Consider the following 19,763-nt stretch of genomic DNA (forward strand, 5'->3'; position numbering starts at 1 on the left):
AACCGGAAACCTGAAACAGTCGCCAATGTACATCCAGTATGCGTAATGTATACATTTAACGCCAGCGTGACAGGCGTCACCATAAAAGACTCGTGGAGGACAACACCATGGCAAACGTCCCAGTTCCGGCTTCCGGCACTACGCCGCATCCGGACAAGCCGATTCATCCCAAGGGCCTGTTCAAGGCCTTCGCCGCCAGCCTCACGGGCACCGCGCTCGAGTGGTACGACTTCGCCGTCTACTCGGCGGCGGCCGCCGTCGTATTTCCCGTCGTCTTCTTCCCGTCATCCGATCCCCTGACCGGCACCATCCTGGCCTTCTCCACCTACGCGGTGGGCTACGTTTCCCGCCCGGTCGGCGGCATCATCTTCGGCCGGCTCGGGGACCGCATCGGCCGCAAGAAGGTCCTGGTGGCCACCCTGATGATCATCGGTGTGGCCACCGTGCTCATCGGCGTGCTGCCCGGCTACGCGAGCATCGGCATCGCCGCCCCCATCATCCTGGTCCTGCTGCGGTTCGGCCAGGGCGTGGGCGTGGGCGGCGAATGGGGCGGCGCCGTCCTGCTCTCCAGCGAATACGGCGATCCCCACCGGCGCGGCTTCTGGGCCTCTGCGGCCCAGGTGGGTCCGCCGGCAGGCAACCTGCTGGCAAACGGCGCCCTGGCGGTCCTCACGCTGGCACTGACCGAGGAGCAGTTCCTCTCCTTCGGCTGGCGCATCGCGTTCCTGGTATCGGCCCTGCTGGTCGGATTCGGCCTCTGGATCAGGCTCCGGCTCGAAGACACTCCCATCTTCAAGGCCATCCAGGCCCACGGCGAGCAGCCCCACGCCCCGGTCCAGGAGGTCTTCCGCAAAGAGCTCCGTCCGCTGATCGCGGCCATCCTGTGCCGCGTGGGACCGGATGTGCTCTACGCGCTGTTCACCGTCTTCACCCTCACCTACGGCATCCAGACCCTCGGCTACGAACGCAACCAGGTGCTCACCGCCGTCCTGGTCGGCTCCGCGTTCCAGCTGTTCATGATCCCGCTGGCAGGCGCCGTCTCCGACCGCTTCAACCGCCGCCGCGTCTACGGCATCGGCGCCGTGGCGGGCGCCGTCTGGACGTTCATCTTCTTCGGCGTCCTGGGCGGCAACAACGAACCGATGCTGATCGTGGGCATCGTGCTCGGCCTCATGGCCCACTCCTTCATGTACGGCCCCCAGGCCGCCTTCATCGTGGAGCAGTTCTCGCCGCGGCTCCGCTCCACCGGCAGCTCACTGGCCTACACGTTCGCCGGCGTAATCGGCGGTGCCATCGCCCCACTGATGTTCACGCTCCTGCTGTCCCAGTTCGGCACCTGGATTCCGGTGGCCATCTACGTCGCCGTGGCCGCCGCCGTCACCCTGGTGGGGCTGGCCCTTGGCCGGGACAACGACACCGTAGAGGACGCGGACTACCGCCTGCTGCTGGAAGGAACCGCCGCAGCACCCCAGCCGTCCGGCGCCGCAGATTCCAAGTGAGCGGGACCTAGGTGCGGAGCAGGATGTCGCGGGTAACGGCCAGATGATGGTCGATGGCCTTCTGCGCCTCCGCCGCGTCTCCGGACACCAGGGCATCGAGGATGTCCTGGTGTTCGGCGCACACCTCCCCGCGCCGGCCGCCGGTGCGGAACAGCGCGGATACGCCCACCAGGATCTGCCGCACATGGAGCTTGCTGTAGGTGCGGGAGATGAGTTCGTTTCCCGCAGCATCAATGAGCTGCTGGTGGAAGAGGGTATCCAGGCGGATGAACTCCCGCGCTGCGTCCGGGCTCAGGGTTTCCGGAAGCTTGGACTGCTGGTCCAGGGTCTCCTGCATCGTCTCGGCCGGGACCCTGCGCTGCTCGATGACCAGGCGGGCGGCGTGGCTTTCGAGGACTCCGCGCAGTTCCATGAGCTCGGACATTTCCCGGCCGGTTATGGGGGGAACATAGGCTCCGCGCTGCGGAATCAGTTCCACCAGGCCGTCCGAGACGAGCAGCAGGAGCGCCTCCCGGACCGGAGTGCGCGAGACGCCGATCTCGGCAGCCAGTTCCTGCTCGTTCAGGAACTTCCCCTGCACCTCCGGGTCAATCAGGATGTTTTCGCGCAGGTACGCGTACGCCTTCTCGCGGCCGGACGCCGCCGTCCCCGAACTTTTTCGCATACATTATGTATACAACAGACTGGAGTAATTCCATGCGTTTAGCAGTGGCCCAAATCATCACCGGAGCCGATCCGGCCGCCAACCTGGAGCTGATTCGAGAATACGCCACGCGCGCCAAAGCCGCCGGAGCCGAGCTGGCCGTATTCCCGGAAGCGGCGATGCGCGCCTTCGGCAACAGTCTGGCGGACATCGCCGAGCCGCTGGACGGACCGTGGGCAACTGCCGTCCGCAGCATCGCCGGCGAGCTGGACATCGCCATCGTGGCGGGGATGTTCACCCCGGGCGACGGCGGCCGTGTGCGGAACACCCTGCTGGTCACCGGCCCGGGCATCGAAACGTCCTACGACAAGATCCACCTCTTTGATGCCTTCGGTTTCGCCGAGTCCGATTCGGTAGATGCCGGCACGTCACCGGTGACCTTTGAACTCAACGGCACGGTGATTGGCCTCGCCACCTGTTACGACGTGCGCTTCCCCGGCCTTTTCACGGCCAACGCCCAAGCCGGGGCCCAGGTCAACATCGTCTGCGCCTCGTGGGGCGCCGGCGAAGGAAAGGCTGAGCAGTGGGACCTGCTGGTCCGGGCCCGTGCCGTGGACAGCACCACGTTTGTGGTGGCCTGCGGCCAGGGCGATCCCGCCAGCATCGGCCTGCCGTCCGCAGGTGCCGCCCCCACCGGGATCGGCCACAGCGCCGTGATCTCCCCGCTCGGCTCCCCGCTGGTTACTTTGGGCGGCGAGCCCGAGCTGGCCGTGATCGACATCGACCCGGCCGTCATTGCGGAAGTTCGCGGAAAACTCCCGGTGCTCGCGAACGCCAGGAGCTTCTAGGCCGGAGGCACACGCAGCAAGCGGACGACGGCGGGAGGTCCCGCCGTCGTCCGCTTGCCTTCCGCGTTCCTACCGCAGGTTCGCCGTGCCGGTCAGGCGCGGGAATGTTCGGCGATCAGGGCGTCGATCTGGCCGGCGGCTTCCTTCATGCCGTCCTCCATGCCCATCTCGATCATCTTGCCCATCTGTTCCTCGGATTCGAACGTGGACAGGACGGTCATCCGGGTGCGGCCGCCGAGGTCCTCAAGCGTGACGGTCGCATGCGTGGTGCCCATGGCCTCGACCGGAGCGCCGTCGTCGTCGGCGAAACCGTCGTCAAATTCGAGGCGGCGCGGAGCCTCGATGGCGGTGATGCGCCACCAGCCGCCGGCCTTCTCGCCCTCGGGGCCGGTCATGTAGTAGCTGGCCTCTCCGCCCGGGGTGAATTCGTGTTTCACGAACGTGGCCGGCCAGGTGGGCGGGCCCCACCAGCGCTCAAGCTGCCGCGGGTCTTCCCAGACCTGCCAGACCCGCTCGACGTCGGCGTCGAACTCGGCCACAAGGGTGAAGCTGAGCGTCTCTGCGCTCTTCGTGGAACTGATAACCGTCATTGCCGGACCCTTCCTATTCTTCAGCGAGGATGTCTGCGATCCGCTCGGCGCGCTGCCGCCAGATCGCCTCGTACTCGTCAAGCAGCCGCCGGGCTTTCTGCAGTCCTTCACGGCTGCCCCGCACGATCTGCTCCCTTCCGCGCTTTTCCTTGGTGACCAGGGAAGCGCGCTCCAACACCGCCACGTGCTTCTGGACGGCGGCAAAACTCATGGCGTAGAGGGACGCCAGGCCGGACACCGAATACTCCTCCACCGCCACCCGGCGCATGATGTCCCGCCGGGTGGTGTCCGCGAACGCCTGGAAGAGGCGGTCGAGTTCGGCATCGCTAAGCTGATCTACAACCATTTGGTTGTAGATTATGGCCGCGCGGGAAGGGTGTCAATCCCCGCCCGCCCGTAACTGGTGCGCATTGGTTCCGGGACCGAAAACGGAGGGCTGGTTTTAGGCTGGGATCCATACATTCCGGGATTTACTGTCGATAGCATTGGGTGACCGGACAGAGCCGTCCGGACGGGTATCAACGCAAGGAAGCCCATGGCCGCAGCTACAGTGGACGACATCCTGTCGGATCTCCCTCTGGGTTTCGCCAGCCTCATTCTTCGACCGGACCGCGCCGAAACGCCTATCGAACGCTTTCTGATCGTTGACGCCGACGACGAGACGTCCGACGGCGGGGCCGCGTTTGTCCTGCTCATCGGGGTCCGCGGACGCTCCGCTTTGCCGGCGCTGCGGCGCCTTCTGAAAAACCCTCCGCTGGTGCTGGCCGTCAAGGGCGGCCCCGGCGAACTGGGGGAAGCCGAAGAGCTGCTCCGGGCTGCCGGAACCGGTCTCCTGCTGGTGGATCCGGCCGCGGACTGGGACCGGCTGCTGTCCATCGCCAAGGACCGGATCACGCCGCGCAGCTACCAGAGCGAAGTCCTGACGCTGCTGGAGGAGGACCTGTTCGCCATCGCGCAGACCACGGCCCGCCTGACCTCGAGCCATGTGGTGATCGAGGATGCCGCCAACAAGGTCCTGGCCTACTCCACGGTGACGAATGACATCGACGAGCTCCGCAAGGCATCGATCCTTGCGCGCCGCGGTCCGCGGAAATACGAGCTGCTCCTCAAGGATCTTGGCGCCTACCGCGAACTGCACCGGACCCGCCTGCCGGTCAGGGTTCCGGCCCGGCCGCAGGACGGGCTGAGGGAGCGCGTCGCCATCACCCTGTTCGCCGGCGACCGCATCATGGGGTACATCTGGCTGCAGGAAACCGGGGACGGCTTCGGCGCGGACGTCGACTACGTCCTGACCGGATCGGCCGCTCGGGTGTCAGCCGAGCTGATCCGCCACCGCAACCAGCAGTCGGTGCACATGCGCCAGGACCGCATTGCGCGGATCCTTTCGGGCCCGGCGGAGGCCGCCGCAAGTGCGCATAGCGAGAAGATCCCCGCGGACCGTCCTTCGGCACTGATCCTGCTGGGAATGTCTGCCGCTGAGGCCCAGCACGACGATGCGGCCCTCAAACATGGTGAGCTCGCCAACCTGGCGTCAATCCATGCGGCAGCCTACAAACCGTCAGCCATAGTGGGGCAGTTCAACGGCGACACCGCCGTCATCATCCCGGCGCTCCAGTCCGCCAACGCCGAGGCCGGAATTCGTAGCCTCGCCGAAGCGATCGTCCGGGACGCCGGGAGGCATCTGGGTGTCAGTCCTTTCGCCGCAGTGGGACCAATCGCCCCGGATCTGCTCTCGATTCATTCCGTGACCGCCAAAACGGAGGCACTGCTCGGCAGCATGCGGCGGTCAGGCACCGCTGCCGTGGCCACCGTGGACGACTTCGAGGTGGACATCCTCCTTCACGAAGCACTTCAGAGCTTCACCGCCTCGGCTTTTCGCCACCGCAGCCTCTGGGCCCTCCTCCGCGACGACGGCGAACTGGCCGAAACCCTGCTGGCGTATTTCGAGGCGTCGCTGGATGTGGCCGAATGCTCAAAGCGGATGAAACTGCACAAGAACACCGTCTACTACCGGATCAGCAAGGCCAGCCGCGTTACCGGCCTGAACTTCAGCGATCTCCACCACTCATTGGTCGCCCTCCTTCATATCCAGGAGTGGGCCGGCAAGCATAAGGAGCACCTGGGCAAGAAATGATGACAGCACTCGATTCGCCGCCTCTTAACCTGGTCCTGGACGAGATCGTCCGCAACCACCGGCCCCGAAGTGAAGCAGGATCAGTTCCCGCCAGCATCCCGCACCTGTCAGCGCCGCCGTTCGACCGTTTCGGGATTGCGGTGGCCACCACGTCCGGGGACGTGTTCAGTTCCGGCGACGCCGACCTGCCCTTCTCGATCCAGAGCATCTCGAAGGTCTTCACCCTGGCCATGGCGCTCCGCGCCGACGACCCCGGTGCGCTCTGGACCCGCGTACTTCGTGAGCCGTCAGGGACATCGTTCAACTCCCTGGTGCAGCTTGAAGTGGAGCACGGGATCCCCCGGAACCCGTTCATCAACTCGGGTGCCCTGGTGGTGACCGACCACGTGATGGGGAAGTTCGCTGACTCTGCAGGGCATGTCCTGCGGTTCCTCCGCGGGCAGGCGGGGCAGCTCAGTGGCCAGGGACCGTTCATCGATGAGGTGGCGGCGGAGAACGAGCTGGCCAACAGCAGCCGCAATCTGGCCCTGGCCCACTTCCTGAAGAACTTCGGCAACCTGCACCGGCCCGCCGAGGCCGTGGTGGAGAACTACGTCCGGCAGTGCTCCATCATGATGAGCTGCGTCGAGGTGGCGAAGGCCGGCCTGTTCCTTGCCAGCGGCGGCCACGGAGCAAACGGCCCTGTCGTCTCCCGGAGCGAGGCCAAGCGCATCGGGTCCATCATGCTCACCTGCGGTATGTACGACGCCGCCGGTGAGTTCGCCTACCGCGTCGGCCTTCCCGGCAAAAGCGGTGTGGGCGGCGGAATCCTGGTAATCGTCCCCGGCGAGTGCTCCATCTGCGTCTGGAGCCCGCGGCTGGACGCCAAGGGCAATTCCCTGGCGGGCTCGGCGGCCCTCGCTGATCTGTCCGACCGCACCGGATGGTCTGTTTTCTAGATCCGGTCCCCGCACTTTCCTGTTCCACCCCAGTTAGATCTTCAACCGGTCGAAAGGATCACCCATGTCCAACAACCCCAATGACGAGGTTGCCCAGCACGAGGCCGACGGCGGCCACGCCCACGCTTCGGATTCCCTCCTTCACGCCGAAGACAAGGGCTATCACAAGAGCCTGAAACCGCGGCAGATCCAGATGATCGCGATCGGCGGCGCCATCGGCACCGGCCTGTTCCTCGGCGCCGGCGGCCGGCTCAACGCCGCCGGCCCCTCCCTCGTCATCGCCTACGCCGTCTGCGGCTTCTTCGCCTTCCTGATCCTCCGCGCCCTCGGCGAACTCATCCTGCACCGCCCGTCATCCGGCTCGTTCGTCTCCTACGCCCGGGAATTCTTCGGCGAGAAGGCCGCCTTCGTCGCCGGCTGGTTCTACTGGATCAACTGGGCCACCACCACCATCGTGGACATCACCGCCGCCGCCCTCTACATGAACTTCTTCGGCAAATACGTCCCCTGGATGGCCGACGTCCCGCAATGGGCCTGGGCCCTGACCGCCCTGATCGTCGTCCTGGGCCTGAACCTCGTCTCCGTAAAGGTCTTCGGCGAAATGGAATTCTGGTTCGCCATCATCAAAGTCGCCGCCCTCGTCGCGTTCCTCCTCATAGGCACCTACTTCGTCATCTTCGGCACCCCCGTGGACGGCCAGGAAGTCGGCCTCAGCCTCATCACCGACAACGGCGGGATCTTCCCCAACGGCATCCTGCCCATGATCATCCTGATGCAGGGCGTGCTCTTCGCCTACGCCTCCATCGAACTGGTCGGCACCGCCGCCGGCGAAACCGAAAACCCCGAAAAGATCATGCCCAAGGCCATCAACTCCGTGGTCTTCCGCATCGCCGTGTTCTACGTCGGCTCCGTCATCCTCCTGGCCCTGCTGCTGCCCTACACCACCTACCAGAAGGGCGTCAGCCCCTTCGTGACCTTCTTCGGCTCCATCGGCATCCAGGGCGTGGACGTCATCATGAACCTCGTCGTCCTCACCGCCGCCCTGTCCTCCCTCAACGCCGGCCTCTACTCCACCGGCCGGATCCTGCGCTCCATGTCCGTCGCCGGCTCCGCCCCCAAGTTCGCCCAGCGCATGAACAAAGCCGGCGTCCCCTACGGCGGCATCGCCATCACCGCCGGCGTCTCCCTCCTCGGCGTCCCGCTGAACTACCTCGTCCCCACCCAGGCCTTCGAAATCGTCCTCAACGTCGCCTCCGTCGGCATCATCGTCACCTGGGCCACCATCGTCCTGTGCCAGATGCAGCTCAAACGCTGGGCCGACAAAGGCTGGCTCAAACGCCCCACCTTCCGGATGATCGGCGCCCCCTACACCGGCTACCTCTCCCTGCTCTTCCTCGTCGGCGTCCTCGTCATGGTCTTCATCGACTCCCCGCTCACCCTGCTCGTGACCCTCGTCGCCTGCGCCCTCATGGTCGCCGGCTGGTACGCCTGCCGCAAACGCATCCACGAAATCGCCGAAACCCGCGACGGCTACACCGGTGCCGCGCCGGTGGTGGCCAACCGGACTCCCATCCGGTAGCAAGTCGCGCCACCGCCCCGGTTTCCACAGTCCCCAGACCCAACAACAACCGACGAAAGACCGCCATGAACCGACACGACCTGCTGCGCCCCCAACCCGACCGGGCGCCAACGGAAAACCAGCCGATTGACAGCTGCGAGGACGGCTGCTTCTTCTGCACCGGACCGGAAACCGACTAGGCGCCACCGGCGCCTCCACCCAACACACGTAAACCCACACCCAACCCAAGAAGACAAATAGTGATGACAACGGAGTCCGCATCCACCATGACCACAACCCACACGCAACCGTTCGAAGGCCACATCCCCAACCACTCCGCGGCACAAGCCCTCCCACCGGCCGCGCCGTCCGGCACGGACGGCGCGCGCGGCCCGGGCGGCGGCAGCACACTGAAATCCGCCGGGCACGTGATTGTTGACGCCCTGGTGGCCCACGGAGTGGACCGCGCCTACGTGGTCCCCGGCGAGAGCTTCCTGGACGTGCTGGACGGGCTGCACGGTTCGGACATCGACACCGTGGTCTGCCGGCACGAGGGCGGGGCCGCCTACATGGCTGAGGCCGACGGCAAAATGAACCAGCGGCCGGGCGTTGCCATGGTCACGCGCGGCCCGGGTGCGGCCAACGCCCACGTTGGCCTGCACACCGCCTGGCAGGACTCCACGCCCATGCTGCTCTTCGTCGGGCTGATCCCCTTTGCGCACCGCGACCGCGAAGCATTCCAGGAATTCGATATCAAGGCCTGGTTCGACACCGGGGCCAAGCGCGTCATGGTGCTCGATCACGCCGAGCGCGCCTCCGAGATTGTTGCGGAAGCCATGTTCGCGGCCATGAGCGGACGGCCGGGGCCGGTCGTTGTCGGCCTGCCGGAAGACATCATCCGCCAGCAGGTTGATCCGGCCCTGCACCCAGCCATCCCTGTGGCGGCGGGCGGCATGAGCACCACGGACGCCGAGGCACTCGCCGCCGCCCTTGCACTCTCCAAGAAGCCACTTTTCGTCACCGGCGGCAACGACTGGACCCAGGAAGCGGCCAGCCAGCTCACCGAATGGCTGGAAAGGCACCACATCCCGGCCGCCGCGGAATGGCGAACCCAGGGAACGGTCTCCTTCGACTCCCCGTCCTACGTTGGTCCGATCGGCTACGGCCGCCCCCGCCCCACCTACGACCTGCTGGAGGAGACCGACCTCCTCGTTTTCGTCGGCACCGTCCCGGGGGACGTGATCACGGACGGATTTGTCTGCCGGCAGGACTGGAACAAGAAGAACTTCCTCGTCACCATTGACCCCTCGCTGCGCGGCCGCTCCGGCCCGGTCTCCCGGCAGATCCTGGCGAAACCGGACGCATTCGTCCGGGATCTCGCCGGCATCAAGCTGCCCGTGAAGGAGGAGTGGAAGGCGTGGACGGGCAGGATGCGCGCCGAGCAGGCGTCCTTCGCCGCACTGCCGCCGGCCACACCGGGTGAGGGACCTGCACGGATGGACACGCTGATGGCGAACCTCGTCCCGCGACTGCCCGAGGACGCCATGGTGACCTTCGGGGCGGGCGAGCACACCAACTGGGCGCACCGGTATTTTCCCACCCGGTGCTACGCCTCGATGATCAGCGCCAGAAACGGTTCCATGGGCTACTCCGTGCCCTCGGCCATCGCCGCATCACTGGCCAGCCCGCAGCGCCGGGTGGTCACCATCGCCGGCGACGGGGAATTCCTCATGAACGGCCAGGAGCTGGCCACCGCGGCCCAATACGGCGCCACCCCGCTGATCATCGTGATGGACAACCAGGAGTACGGCACCATCCGCACCCATCAGGAACGCCACTACCCGTCCCGCGTCTCCGGCACGCAGTTGAAGAACCCCGACTTCGGCCTCATGGCCCGGGCCTTCGGCGGCTTCGGCGTCACGGTCACGCAGGACAAGGACGTGCCGGCGGCCCTCGACGCCGCGCTCGAGGCCATCGATCGGAACGGGGTGTTTGCCCTGATCCACCTCATCGTCGAACAACGGGTCAAGGCGTACTGACTGTCCAAGTGGCACGGCGGACCCGCGAAAGGGTGGCTCCCATGGGGGCCCTCCAGCACGTTGTGATCAGTCTCACCTGCAATGAACGCAAATCCGCTTGAGACGCAATCGCCCCGCCGGGCATCATGGAATGGACGGCCGAGCGGCCGAGAAGCAAAGTTAAACCCAACCTGGTGGACGCAACGAGGCCAAACCAGTGAGCTCAGCCGAGCTGCACTAGGTCTCCGAACGTTCACGGTTTGGACTGTTCCGGGCTCCGCGCCGATGCGGCGGCCCTTGACCGAATTAATGAATGAGGCACCGAATAATGACGTTCGAAACCACTGACTCCGTAACGCTGAAAATCTGGGACCGGTCTGCGATTGACCACACACTGGAGGCAGCCGTACACGACCTCTCCACCCGGGCCAACGCCCCAAAGCACAGCATCGCGGTCACCTGCAGCGGACCGAACACGTTTACGGTCAGCCTGAGCCGCTAGGACCAGAAGCGCTAGAAAACGCAAACGGACGACGGCGGGAGGTTCCCGCCGTCGTCCGCTGCGTTTGCGGTGCTGCCTGGCCGGGCATCGCCCCTCCTGGTGTTGGTGAGAACACCCTCACCCTGGAACCGAAGTCCCCGGGGCACAATGGTTACCTATGGCTTGGGACGTGGAGGGCACATGACGGTTCGCAGCGCAGGCATCCTGCTGTACCGGCGGAGCGCAGAATCCCGGCTGGAGGTCTGGATTGCGCATATGGGCGGGCCGTTCTGGGCCCGCAAGGACACCCACGCCTGGTCCCTCCCCAAGGGCGAGTACATCGAGCCCGAGGATCCCCTGGCCGCCGCCTTGCGTGAATTTGCCGAGGAAATGGGCACGCCCGCACCGGCTGCCGACTACCTGCAGCTGGGGACCTTCCGGCAACCCTCAGGCAAGCTCATTACGGCCTTCGCCGCAGAGGCGGACTTCCAGCCCGAACAGATTGTGAGCAACACGTTTTCGCTGGAATGGCCGAAGGGATCGGGCGTGCTGCAGGACTACCCCGAGATCGATGACGCGAGGTGGTTTCCGGAAGCCGAAGCCCGCATGAAGCTGGTGAAGGGGCAAGTGCCGATCCTTGACGCGCTCATCGGGCACCTCGGTGAATAGGTGAACGGGCGGGGAACCGGACGCAGGACCAAAGTGGAACTCACGACGGCGGGGCCTCCCGCCGTCGTCGCCCGCCCGTCGTCGTTTCTAGCGTCCCCGCCCTGGCTCCGTGGCCGTGACGGTAAAGGAAGCGTTCAGCTTCACCGTTGCCGGCGAGCCGTCGGCCTTGATGATGTGGGCTTCGTAGGCGGCGCCCTCGGCGTCGGTCTCGACACGCTGGACCGTTGCCCCGGGATTTGCCGCGAGCACAGCCGCCCTGACCCTGGCTGCCGGGGTCCCGGTCAGCAGCTGCTCCGTGATCCCGTTGGCCTGGTGGCCGCCCTTGGCTGCCGTTGCAGCGGAGCGGCTGTCCGACTGGCTCGAGAATGACGCACTGACGGGTCCGCCCATGGCGAGATAGATGCTGCCGCCCGCGAGGCCGGCGACCAGAGCTGCGTTGACCACGCCTTTTTCAACCCTGTTCATGACTTGCTCCTGGCTTCCGCGGTCCAGCCGACTCGGAAATGCCTCCGCCTTGCAGACCGCTCGTTGATCGGGCCGTCGGATCCCGGCGCCGCCGATCCGGGGAGCGACAAGGCGGAGTCTACCCACGTGCATGCGCGGCTACCAGAGGCAATGACAAAGCGGCACCCTTGCTGCGGGATTCCGACGCAGCAAGAGGAGACAGACCAGTCTGTCTCCTCTTGCTGAAAATGACTCAGCGCTTCGTGGATGCCAGCTGGACGTGCTCGTTCAGTGATGCAGGTCCAGCGCTTCGAGGAGCCGTTTGACGGAGCCGCCGAGGTTCCACTCGGTGGCGAGGCGCTCGAGTTCGGCGCGCGAATCGCCCTCCACGGGGTGCATCTGCGCGCCGGCTTCCTCGAGCGTCGGCAGTTCGAGGTCGCGCACGATCTTCACGACGGTGGGCGCGACCTCGAGGTAGTCGGCGGCCGCAGCCAGCTTGGACCGCACGGATGCGGACAGCCCGCTTGCGGCATCCGTCGCGGCTTCCAGCAGCCCGTCGAGTGTGCCGTACTCCAACAGCAATGACGCGGCGGTCTTCTCGCCGATGCCGGCAACGCCAGGGAGCCCGTCGGAGGCGTCGCCGCGGAGCGTCGCGTAGTCGGCATACTGCTGGGGCAGCACGCGGTACTTGCCGACGACGACCGCGTCGGTGATGACTTCGAGGTTCTTCATGCCGCGCGCCGTGTAGATCACCCGCACTTGACGGTCGTCGTCGACAACCTGGAAGAGATCGCGGTCGCCGGTCACCACGTCGACCGGAAGCTCGGCGTGGCTGGCGTAGGTGCCGACGACGTCGTCGGCTTCGTGGTCGGCAGCTCCCACGATGGCGACGCCGGCGAGGTCGAGCACCCGGCGGATCATCGGAATCTGCGCCTCAAGTGCGTCCGGCACCACCTCCACGTCGGGGGCGCCGGCCACCACCTCCGCAACCCGGTGCGACTTGTAGGTAGGGATGAGGTCCACGCGCCACTGCGGCCGCCAATCGTCGTCCCAGCACGCAACGAGATGCGTCGCGCCGTAGTCGGTGGTCAGCCGCGCGATCATGTCCAGCAGTCCGCGGACGGCGTTCACCGGGGTGCCGTCAGCGCGGCGGATCGTGTCGGGTACGCCGTAGAAGGCGCGAAAGTACAGCGACGCAGTGTCCAGCAGCATCAGGCGGTGGGGCATAACCGATCCTGACACGGAATCGCGCGATTTCGCGCGAGCGGCACGGTCCCGTGCTTCGTCACCGGGCGGAACTGGAGGGAGGCTGGTGCCTGTTCAGTCGTCGCTTCCGTGGCCGCCGCTGCCGCCGTTCCGGAGGCCGCCCTTGTCGTCGCCGGGCGTGCTGACGACGCCACCGCCGGGAGCCGGGGTTGCGATGGTCCCGCCGCTGCCGGGTTGGGAGGTCACGGCGCCGCCGCTCCCCTGTGCGGGCGAGGGGGGAGCTGTCCTGGATGGCGCTGGTTTTGCGACGGTGGGTGTGCCACTACTTGCCTGGCCGGCCGGCTTCGGTGTCGCTTTGGGCCTGGCAGGAGTGTCGGCCGGGGCAGGAGTCTTGGTTGCGGAATCGTTTGGCAGCAGGATATTGCTGGCGTTGCCGAGGGTCGACGTGCTCGAACTGTTGAGCGTGTACGTGTTCGCGGCCAGGGCGGCAGAGCCGGTAATAAGGATCCCGGCAATTGACAGTGCCAGGGCTGCCTTGGATTTCATGGTTCAACTGTAGGGCAGCTATGGCCAAGATAGATGAAAAGGACATCCAAGATACGTCCAAGAGAACGGTCCTCCCGAGTTGCCGGGAGGACCGTTCGTGGGCTGGCTCTTGGTGCGTCAGGCTGGGATTAGTCGTCGCTGCCGTGGCCGCCGTGGCCGCCGCTGTCGTCTCCCGGTTCGGGCGCCTTCACAAGGCCGCCGTTGTCGTCGCGGGGCTCCGCACTGGATGCCGGAGCCGACCGGAGGCCGCCTTTGTCGTCGCCGGATTCCGCCGTGGCGCGAAGACCCCCTTTGTCGTCGCCCGGCTCTGCTGTGGTGCGGAGACCGCCTTCGTCGTCGCCTGGTTCGGCAGGACGGGAGGCCTGTTTGGCTGCTGCTGCTTTCTTGTCGTTGGCCTGCTTGTCGTCGCTGGCCTTGGTGGCTGCCTTCAGCGTTGCGCTGGGGCTGGCCTTGGCCGGCGCTACGGCAGGGTTTTTGGTGACGGAATCGTCCGTGAGGCGGACGTTCCCGGCGTCGTCGCTGACACCAGTGCCTGAGCTGGGCGTCTGGGAATTGGCCGCGAGGGCGGCGGACCCGGTGAGGAGGATGCCGGTGAGGGACAGTGCGAGGGCTGCTTTTGTTTTCATGGTTCAACCGTAGGAATTTGTTGGAAAAGGTAGGTCCAGAACAAATCCAAGAGTCATCCAAGCTTGGTGCGGCAAACATCGTGAGCTAGTTTGCGGGCCCCGCGGGGATCCACGGCTCGGCATCGCTCCGCGAGACGATGAGAAGACTCTCAGACAAGTCTCACGTGCGACTCAGACTGGGCGCTCATGATGGAAGCAGTTGGCAGGACTATTGCGTGAGGCTCAGAAAAGGAGTCGGAGATGCTTACCAAATTTCAGTCCCGCGAGAACGCTGCCGGTGACCGCGCACAGGATCTTGCCGAGTCAGGCTCCGGTACGCATGAGGCTACCGGCGGGACTATCCTTCGCGAGCAGATTATCGACATCATCCTGGACGTTCTCTCCGAATCCGCACCGGTGCGGCCCGAGGTACGCGCCGGTCTCCTGAAGCACCTCGCGGAAAATCCCGGGAACCCGGAAAGGGCGTTGCTGGATCACCTTCGCGACCCGGGCCTCAGGGAGACCCGGTAATCAGGCACGGTGCCCGCCGCGGTTTTCGGCGGGTGGGGTTTCGGCAAAAGCTTGCCGGGCCAGGCGCGCAAAGTCGGCAATGAGGACTGACAGGTCATCCTTCCACGAGGCAAGGAGCACCGATATCGGCGGCGCATCACGGACCACCTTGTAGACCACTCCCGGCCGTGGGTACTGTGCCGCGGTCGCCTCGGAGGACATGCCCATGGCCTTTCCCGTGGCGATGAGCGTGAGCCAATCGTCAACACCCTCGACATAGCGGACGGATGAAGGCTGGGCCTCCGGACCCCAAAGATTTTCCGCGGTGGTGCCGGTGCGGCTGTCGACGGCGATCGTCCGCTCCGCAAAGTCGGCCATGCGCAGGAACCGCCTGCGGGCCAGCGGATCCGTGGCGGCCACCGCGGCATAGCGGCGCTCCGTTCCAACCAGGGTTTCAGTGAAGCGCGGGTCATTGAGCTGCCGCCGGACCACCGCCAGATCGACTGATCCCCCGCCCAGGCCGGCCGTCGGGGAGCCCGACTGGACCCAGATGAGTTGAACTCCGGGGTTTGCCTCCTCCCAGCGGCGCTGCAGGGCTATGGTCCGGCCGCCCAGCGCGGACCAGGCGTACCCGACCCGCAGCTCGCTGGCTTGGGAAGTTCCCAGGCTGATGGCTGCGTCGGTGAAGGTCCGGGCCTCGTCGACGGCCACGAGAGACCGAAGATGGCGCAGCTCAAGATTCATACGGTCATCGTATAGAACAAGTAGCGGAGGCATTTATTGGTTTGAAAATTTTCCCCCACACTTTGGGGATATGGAGACTTACGCAGAGGACAGCTTCGGCCCGGACGGCCGTCAGGCAACCCAATCCCGGTCCCGAATTCTCGGCGGCCTGCTGACCATGACGGGCAGCGGCATCAGCAATCAGATCGGTGCGGGGATCGGAGCGCATGCTTTCCCAGCGCTTGGGCCGGCGGGGGTGGTCGCCGTGCGGCAACTCGTCGCCGCTGCCGTGCTCCTGCCGGCGGCCCGGCCACCCCTGCACCGCCTGACGTGGAAACAGTGGTGGCCGGCGCTCCTGCTGGGCGGAACGATCGCGCTCATGAACATCTGCCTCTACGTCGCGATTCAGCGCATCGGGCTGGGCCTGGCCGTCACCCTGGAGTTCCTCGGCCCGCTGGCAATCGCCCTCACGCGGTCCAAGTCCAAACTGGACGTGCTGTGTGCGGTGAGTGCCGGCGTCGGGGTTTACGTTCTTGTACTGCCAGGACCTTCCAGCGACTTTCCCGGCATTGGCATCGCGGTGGCCGGGGCCGCCTGCTGGGCGGCCTACATCATCCTGAACGGGGTGGTTGGCCAGCGGCTGCCAGGCCTACAGGGCCCGGCAGTTGCAACCATGGTCTCCCTGGTGTTCTACCTGCCGGTGGCCGCATATCTCCTCTCGGCGGGGTCGTTGACGGGTCCGGCGCTGTTGTTGTCCGTCCTCGCCGGAGTGCTCTGCTCTGTCATCCCCTACGCCGCGGACCTCAGTGCGCTCCGTCACGTGCGGCAGGCATTCTTCGGCGTGTATATGAGCATCAACCCCCTCCTCGCAGCCCTCTCAGGAATGATCGTGCTGGGGCAGATTCTCGCCTTGCATGAATGGCTGGGAATCGTGCTGATCGTCGCCACCAACGCGGCAGCCATTCTGCTGGCGGGACCTCGTCCATCGCCCGTGGTGAGGGCGGCCAGCGAGGCGCCGCCTGCGGGGCTGCACCTCTGAATTTGCTCTCTGGATCGCGTGCTTTTCGGCGAGTATTCTGGTGTCACATCGGACGGGGTGTGAGCTGCAGTGATGGCACGGAGAAGCCTGTTATCCCGGTTTCGCACGTTTCTGGCAAGGATGCTCGGATTCGTGCTCCTCAGCGGGATCTGCGGCGTCTTGGTGGCCGCGTTCCTGGTTCCGCAGATTGCCGCTGCCGGCACCGCCGTGAGCGGGTCGATCAGCTTCTTCAACGGCCTGCCCACCGAGCTTGCGGTGCAGCCGCCGGCGCAGACCACGAGGATGCTGGCGGCGGACGGGAAGGTCATCGCAACGTTCTATGAGGAAAACCGGGTGCGGATCCCGCTCAAGGACATGTCCCCTTACGTCAAGGATGCGATCGTCGCGATCGAGGACAGCCGCTTCTACGAGCACGGCGGCGTGGATGCGCAGGGCGTTCTCAGGGCACTAACCAGCAACCTCACCCAAGGAGAGAGGCAGGGTGCGTCTACCCTGACCCAGCAGTACGTCACCAACGTGGCCAATGAAGCCAGAATCTCCTCCGGCCGTGAGGATGAGGTGATCCTCAGCGGGCAGAAGAACATCGGTGACAAGCTGCGTGAGATGCGGCTGGCGATTGCCCTGGAGAGGAAATTCACCAAGGACCAGATCCTCGAGGGCTACCTCAATATCGTTTTCTTCAACCGCACTGCGTACGGCATCGAGGCCGCCGCCCAATACTTTTACAGCGTGCCGGCCAGCAAGCTCAACCTGCCCCAGGCTGCCCTGCTCGCCGGACTGGTGAACAGCCCCAGCTTCTACGACCCTGTGGCCAACCCGGAGAACTCCCTGGCACGGCGCAACCAGGTCTTGGACGCCATGCTCAGCCAAGGCAAGATCACCAAGAAGCAGCATGACGCCGCCGTCGCCACCGGTGTCGGGGTGAAAATCAGGCCCTCGAGGCAGGGCTGCGCCGCGGCAGCCATGGCACCGTATTTCTGCGACTACGTTTCCCATCTGATCCTCAACAACCCGGCTTTCGGCGCAGACACGGAAGCACGGGAACAGAGGCTGCGCCGCGGCGGGCTGACCATCACCACCACTTTGGACAGCCGGCTGCAGGCAGCGGCCCAGGCGCAGGTGAACGCCACGGCAGGGGCAAACCCGGACAAATGGGGCGCCTCGCTGGTCACGGTCCAGCCCCTGACAGGCAGGGTCTTGGCGATGGCGCAGAACACGGTTTTCCTGGCGCAGCGCGGGAAGTTCGACTCGCAGCTGAACTTCAATGTGGACGCCAAGGACCCCAACGGCAATGACCTCAACGGCGCCGGCGGATTCCAGCCCGGATCGACGATGAAACCGTTCACGTTCGCCGAATGGCTGCATCAGGCGCGGGCCATGACCGAGGTGGTGGATGCTTCGCGGCGCGAGTACCCGCTGGGATTCCGCTGGCGGTCCTCCTGCGGGAAAGTGATCGGCGGCTACAGCACCAAGCAGCGCAGGGCCGGCCTGGAAGTAGCCGATGACCTGCAGAACGCCTCCCCCGGCTACTACCGGAAGATGCCGGCCGATTACGGCCTCTACAACTCCATCAACACGGCAACGTTTGCCGAGGCGGCACAGCTGGACTTCTGCGGGATCCAGAACATGGTCAACAGCGTGGGCCTGCGCAGCGGTTTGGACGGCACTCCCATCAGCATGCACCAGCTGGGGAACCTGCTGGGCGGCACTAGCGTGTCCCCGATGTCCATGGCTGCCGCCTTCGCCACCTTCGCCGCCGACGGCCGGTACTGCGCGCCGATTGCGATCCTGCGGGTGGCCGACTTCGCCGGACGGGCGCTCCCACACCAGGACCCCGACTGCCGCGACGCCGTGGACCCGAACGTGGCCCGGGGCGTGAACAAGGCGCTGCAGGACATGCTCAACAAGGGCTCCGGGGTCTATATCAACCCCAAGGTCCAGAGCCGCGTACCGGTGGCCGCCAAGACCGGCACCAACAACAGCAACAGCGCCACGTGGGTGCTCGGCTACACCACGGGCCTGGCCACCGCCTCCTTCTTCGGGGACGCCCTTGAAGGCCAGCAGCGCCCCGGCAAGAACCTCACCGTCAACGGTAAGTTCTACTCGCGGATTGACGGTTACATGATCGCCGGCCCGCAGTGGGCCAACTACATGCTCAAAGTAGCCCGGCTGTACCCGGCTAAGGCCTTCCCCAAACCGCCGGCATCCATCGTCGGCAAACCTGCCAAATAGCGCCCGACGCCGGCCGGGTCACCCGGGATGGCGTCGCCGGCCAGGTCAGGACGGGATGCCACTGGCACCACACTCTTCGTCAGCGGTACCAGAACAGCTTTATCCATCGATTTCATAAAAGCTGACCGGGTACCGGTTCAACCAACGTGATCAGGCGGCCGCAGCTTCGGATCCCGCGAGGATGGACCGGTAAATCCCGGTGTGGTCCAGGTCGCCGTCACCTGCAGCGATCATCACTTCGAACGCGCCACGGACGCTTGTGGAGAGCGGTAGTTGCAGCCCGGAGTCCTTCGCGATCTCCGCAATGAAGTTGAGGTCCTTGAGCTGGTTTTTCGCGGACCCGCCGCCTTCGAAGTCCCCGCCGATCCAGCGCGCTCCCTTTTGCATCAGCACCTCCGAGCCGGCCAGGCCGCCGGCCAGCACGGATTGAACCTTACCCAGGTCCAGTCCGGCGGCGGTCGCAACGGCCATCGCCTCGGACAAGGCCGTGACCGTAGCGGCCACGACGATCTGGTTGCACGCCTTCACGGTTGACCCCGCGCCGGTCTTGCCGAACCAGACGACCGTCGAACTGTAGAGCCCGAACAGCGGCGTCAGGCGCCCCACGGCGTCGGCGGGGCCTCCGACCATCGTGCTCAGCCGCCCCTCCTCCGCCCCGATGGTTCCGCCGCTGAGCGGCGCGTCGATGACGGCCAGTCCGTAGTCGCGCAGGCAATCCTCGGCAAATTCCGCGACGGCCACCGGCGAGACGGTCCCGTGGATGACCAGGACCGGGTTGCGTATTCCGGCAGCCGCCCATCCTGCCAGCAGGCCGTCCTCCCCGGGGAGGAGGGCCGCGACCTGGGGCAGGTCGGGCAGCACCGTCAGGACCACCTCCGCGGCGGCCTCCGCCGGGGAGCCTGCCACCCTGCCTCCGGAGATCGCCTGGGCCTTTGCTGCCGTGCGGTTCCAGAGGGTGAGGGGAAGGCCGCCGCTGAGGATGTTCCTGGCGATGGGAGCACCCATCGGCCCGGTGCCGCACAGCGAGACAGTCAGCGCGAAGTCGGGCAACTGCTTTTGGGTGTTGATCGGTGTCGTCAT

At 65.8% G+C, this 19,763-nt stretch carries 20 protein-coding genes; 11 read left to right on the forward strand and 9 right to left on the reverse strand.

Going from position 1 to position 19,763, the window contains the following annotated elements:
• Nucleotides 1-107 precede the first annotated feature (107 nt).
• On the forward strand, nucleotides 108-1,499 hold the full coding sequence (locus tag B1A87_RS21200; protein ID WP_078028458.1) for an MFS transporter: 1,392 nt from the start codon (nucleotides 108-110) through the stop codon (nucleotides 1,497-1,499).
• Between the two features lie 7 nt (nucleotides 1,500-1,506).
• Here the strand turns inward: B1A87_RS21200 and B1A87_RS21205 are convergent, their stop codons facing one another.
• Nucleotides 1,507-2,163, reverse strand: a complete 657-nt coding sequence (locus B1A87_RS21205; protein ID WP_078028279.1) for a GntR family transcriptional regulator — start codon at nucleotides 2,161-2,163, stop codon at nucleotides 1,507-1,509.
• Nucleotides 2,164-2,195: 32 nt separating this feature from the next.
• On the opposite strand from B1A87_RS21205, the gene B1A87_RS21210 reads away from it, so the two are divergent.
• The gene (locus tag B1A87_RS21210) at nucleotides 2,196-2,990 is read left to right on the forward strand and encodes a carbon-nitrogen hydrolase family protein (RefSeq protein WP_078028280.1); all 795 of its coding nucleotides are present in this window, start codon (nucleotides 2,196-2,198) and stop codon (nucleotides 2,988-2,990) included.
• A gap of 92 nt (nucleotides 2,991-3,082) precedes the next feature.
• Here B1A87_RS21210 and B1A87_RS21215 read toward each other — a convergent pair whose 3' ends face one another.
• A complete protein-coding gene (locus B1A87_RS21215) occupies nucleotides 3,083-3,580 on the reverse strand; it encodes an SRPBCC domain-containing protein (RefSeq protein ID WP_078028281.1) in 498 nt (165 codons plus the stop codon).
• Nucleotides 3,581-3,593: 13 nt separating this feature from the next.
• Nucleotides 3,594-3,926 carry a helix-turn-helix domain-containing protein gene (locus tag B1A87_RS21220; RefSeq protein WP_078028282.1) on the reverse strand — a complete coding sequence of 111 codons (333 nt, stop codon included), beginning with the start codon at nucleotides 3,924-3,926 and terminating at the stop codon, nucleotides 3,594-3,596.
• A 189-nt stretch (nucleotides 3,927-4,115) separates the two neighbouring features.
• On the opposite strand from B1A87_RS21220, the gene B1A87_RS21225 reads away from it, so the two are divergent.
• The 6 genes from B1A87_RS21225 (at nucleotide 4,116) to B1A87_RS21245 (ending at nucleotide 11,378) form a co-directional block, all read left to right on the forward strand.
• The gene (locus B1A87_RS21225; RefSeq protein WP_078028283.1) at nucleotides 4,116-5,714 is read left to right on the forward strand and encodes a CdaR family transcriptional regulator; all 1,599 of its coding nucleotides are present in this window, start codon (nucleotides 4,116-4,118) and stop codon (nucleotides 5,712-5,714) included.
• Nucleotides 5,711-6,652, forward strand: coding sequence for a glutaminase (locus tag B1A87_RS21230; protein WP_078028284.1), 942 nt, complete (start codon nucleotides 5,711-5,713; stop codon nucleotides 6,650-6,652). Before B1A87_RS21225 ends, B1A87_RS21230 begins: the two co-directional genes overlap by 4 nt.
• Nucleotides 6,653-6,716: 64 nt before the next feature.
• The gene (locus tag B1A87_RS21235) at nucleotides 6,717-8,231 is read left to right on the forward strand and encodes an amino acid permease (protein ID WP_144275926.1); all 1,515 of its coding nucleotides are present in this window, start codon (nucleotides 6,717-6,719) and stop codon (nucleotides 8,229-8,231) included.
• Nucleotides 8,232-8,497: 266 nt separating this feature from the next.
• Nucleotides 8,498-10,249 (forward strand): thiamine pyrophosphate-dependent enzyme, encoded by a 1,752-nt coding sequence (locus B1A87_RS21240; protein ID WP_395940285.1) that lies wholly within the window; start codon nucleotides 8,498-8,500, stop codon nucleotides 10,247-10,249.
• A 307-nt stretch (nucleotides 10,250-10,556) separates the two neighbouring features.
• Nucleotides 10,557-10,730: a hypothetical protein gene (locus B1A87_RS23185; protein ID WP_185982430.1), complete on the forward strand. Its 174-nt coding sequence runs from the start codon at nucleotides 10,557-10,559 to the stop codon at nucleotides 10,728-10,730.
• A 180-nt stretch (nucleotides 10,731-10,910) separates the two neighbouring features.
• Complete coding sequence (locus B1A87_RS21245) at nucleotides 10,911-11,378, forward strand: NUDIX domain-containing protein (RefSeq protein ID WP_078026891.1); 468 nt, start codon at nucleotides 10,911-10,913, stop codon at nucleotides 11,376-11,378.
• Nucleotides 11,379-11,465: 87 nt separating this feature from the next.
• Here B1A87_RS21245 and B1A87_RS21250 read toward each other — a convergent pair whose 3' ends face one another.
• From B1A87_RS21250 to B1A87_RS21265, 4 genes are all read right to left on the reverse strand, one after another.
• The gene (locus B1A87_RS21250; RefSeq protein ID WP_078026890.1) at nucleotides 11,466-11,843 is read right to left on the reverse strand and encodes a hypothetical protein; all 378 of its coding nucleotides are present in this window, start codon (nucleotides 11,841-11,843) and stop codon (nucleotides 11,466-11,468) included.
• A gap of 267 nt (nucleotides 11,844-12,110) precedes the next feature.
• Nucleotides 12,111-13,049, reverse strand: a complete 939-nt coding sequence (locus B1A87_RS21255; RefSeq protein ID WP_185982440.1) for a 5'-3' exonuclease — start codon at nucleotides 13,047-13,049, stop codon at nucleotides 12,111-12,113.
• A 93-nt stretch (nucleotides 13,050-13,142) separates the two neighbouring features.
• The gene (locus B1A87_RS21260; RefSeq protein ID WP_139362691.1) at nucleotides 13,143-13,574 is read right to left on the reverse strand and encodes a hypothetical protein; all 432 of its coding nucleotides are present in this window, start codon (nucleotides 13,572-13,574) and stop codon (nucleotides 13,143-13,145) included.
• 128 nt (nucleotides 13,575-13,702) lie between these two features.
• Nucleotides 13,703-14,200, reverse strand: a complete 498-nt coding sequence (locus B1A87_RS21265; RefSeq protein WP_078026888.1) for a hypothetical protein — start codon at nucleotides 14,198-14,200, stop codon at nucleotides 13,703-13,705.
• A gap of 240 nt (nucleotides 14,201-14,440) precedes the next feature.
• Between B1A87_RS21265 and B1A87_RS21270 the strand changes: the two genes are divergently transcribed.
• Nucleotides 14,441-14,710, forward strand: coding sequence for a hypothetical protein (locus tag B1A87_RS21270; protein WP_078026887.1), 270 nt, complete (start codon nucleotides 14,441-14,443; stop codon nucleotides 14,708-14,710).
• Here B1A87_RS21270 and B1A87_RS21275 read toward each other — a convergent pair whose 3' ends face one another.
• The gene (locus B1A87_RS21275) at nucleotides 14,711-15,433 is read right to left on the reverse strand and encodes a LysR substrate-binding domain-containing protein (protein ID WP_078026886.1); all 723 of its coding nucleotides are present in this window, start codon (nucleotides 15,431-15,433) and stop codon (nucleotides 14,711-14,713) included. It abuts the gene before it with no gap.
• 70 nt (nucleotides 15,434-15,503) lie between these two features.
• Between B1A87_RS21275 and B1A87_RS21280 the strand changes: the two genes are divergently transcribed.
• Nucleotides 15,504-16,451 (forward strand): DMT family transporter, encoded by a 948-nt coding sequence (locus tag B1A87_RS21280; protein ID WP_078026885.1) that lies wholly within the window; start codon nucleotides 15,504-15,506, stop codon nucleotides 16,449-16,451.
• A gap of 72 nt (nucleotides 16,452-16,523) precedes the next feature.
• Complete coding sequence (locus B1A87_RS21285; protein WP_078026884.1) at nucleotides 16,524-18,683, forward strand: transglycosylase domain-containing protein; 2,160 nt, start codon at nucleotides 16,524-16,526, stop codon at nucleotides 18,681-18,683.
• A 150-nt stretch (nucleotides 18,684-18,833) separates the two neighbouring features.
• On the opposite strand, the gene B1A87_RS21290 is transcribed toward B1A87_RS21285, so the two are convergent.
• Nucleotides 18,834-19,763 (reverse strand): NAD(P)-dependent oxidoreductase, encoded by a 930-nt coding sequence (locus B1A87_RS21290; RefSeq protein WP_078026883.1) that lies wholly within the window; start codon nucleotides 19,761-19,763, stop codon nucleotides 18,834-18,836.

The organism is Arthrobacter sp. KBS0703, assembly GCF_002008315.2.
GTDB lineage: Bacteria > Actinomycetota > Actinomycetes > Actinomycetales > Micrococcaceae > Arthrobacter.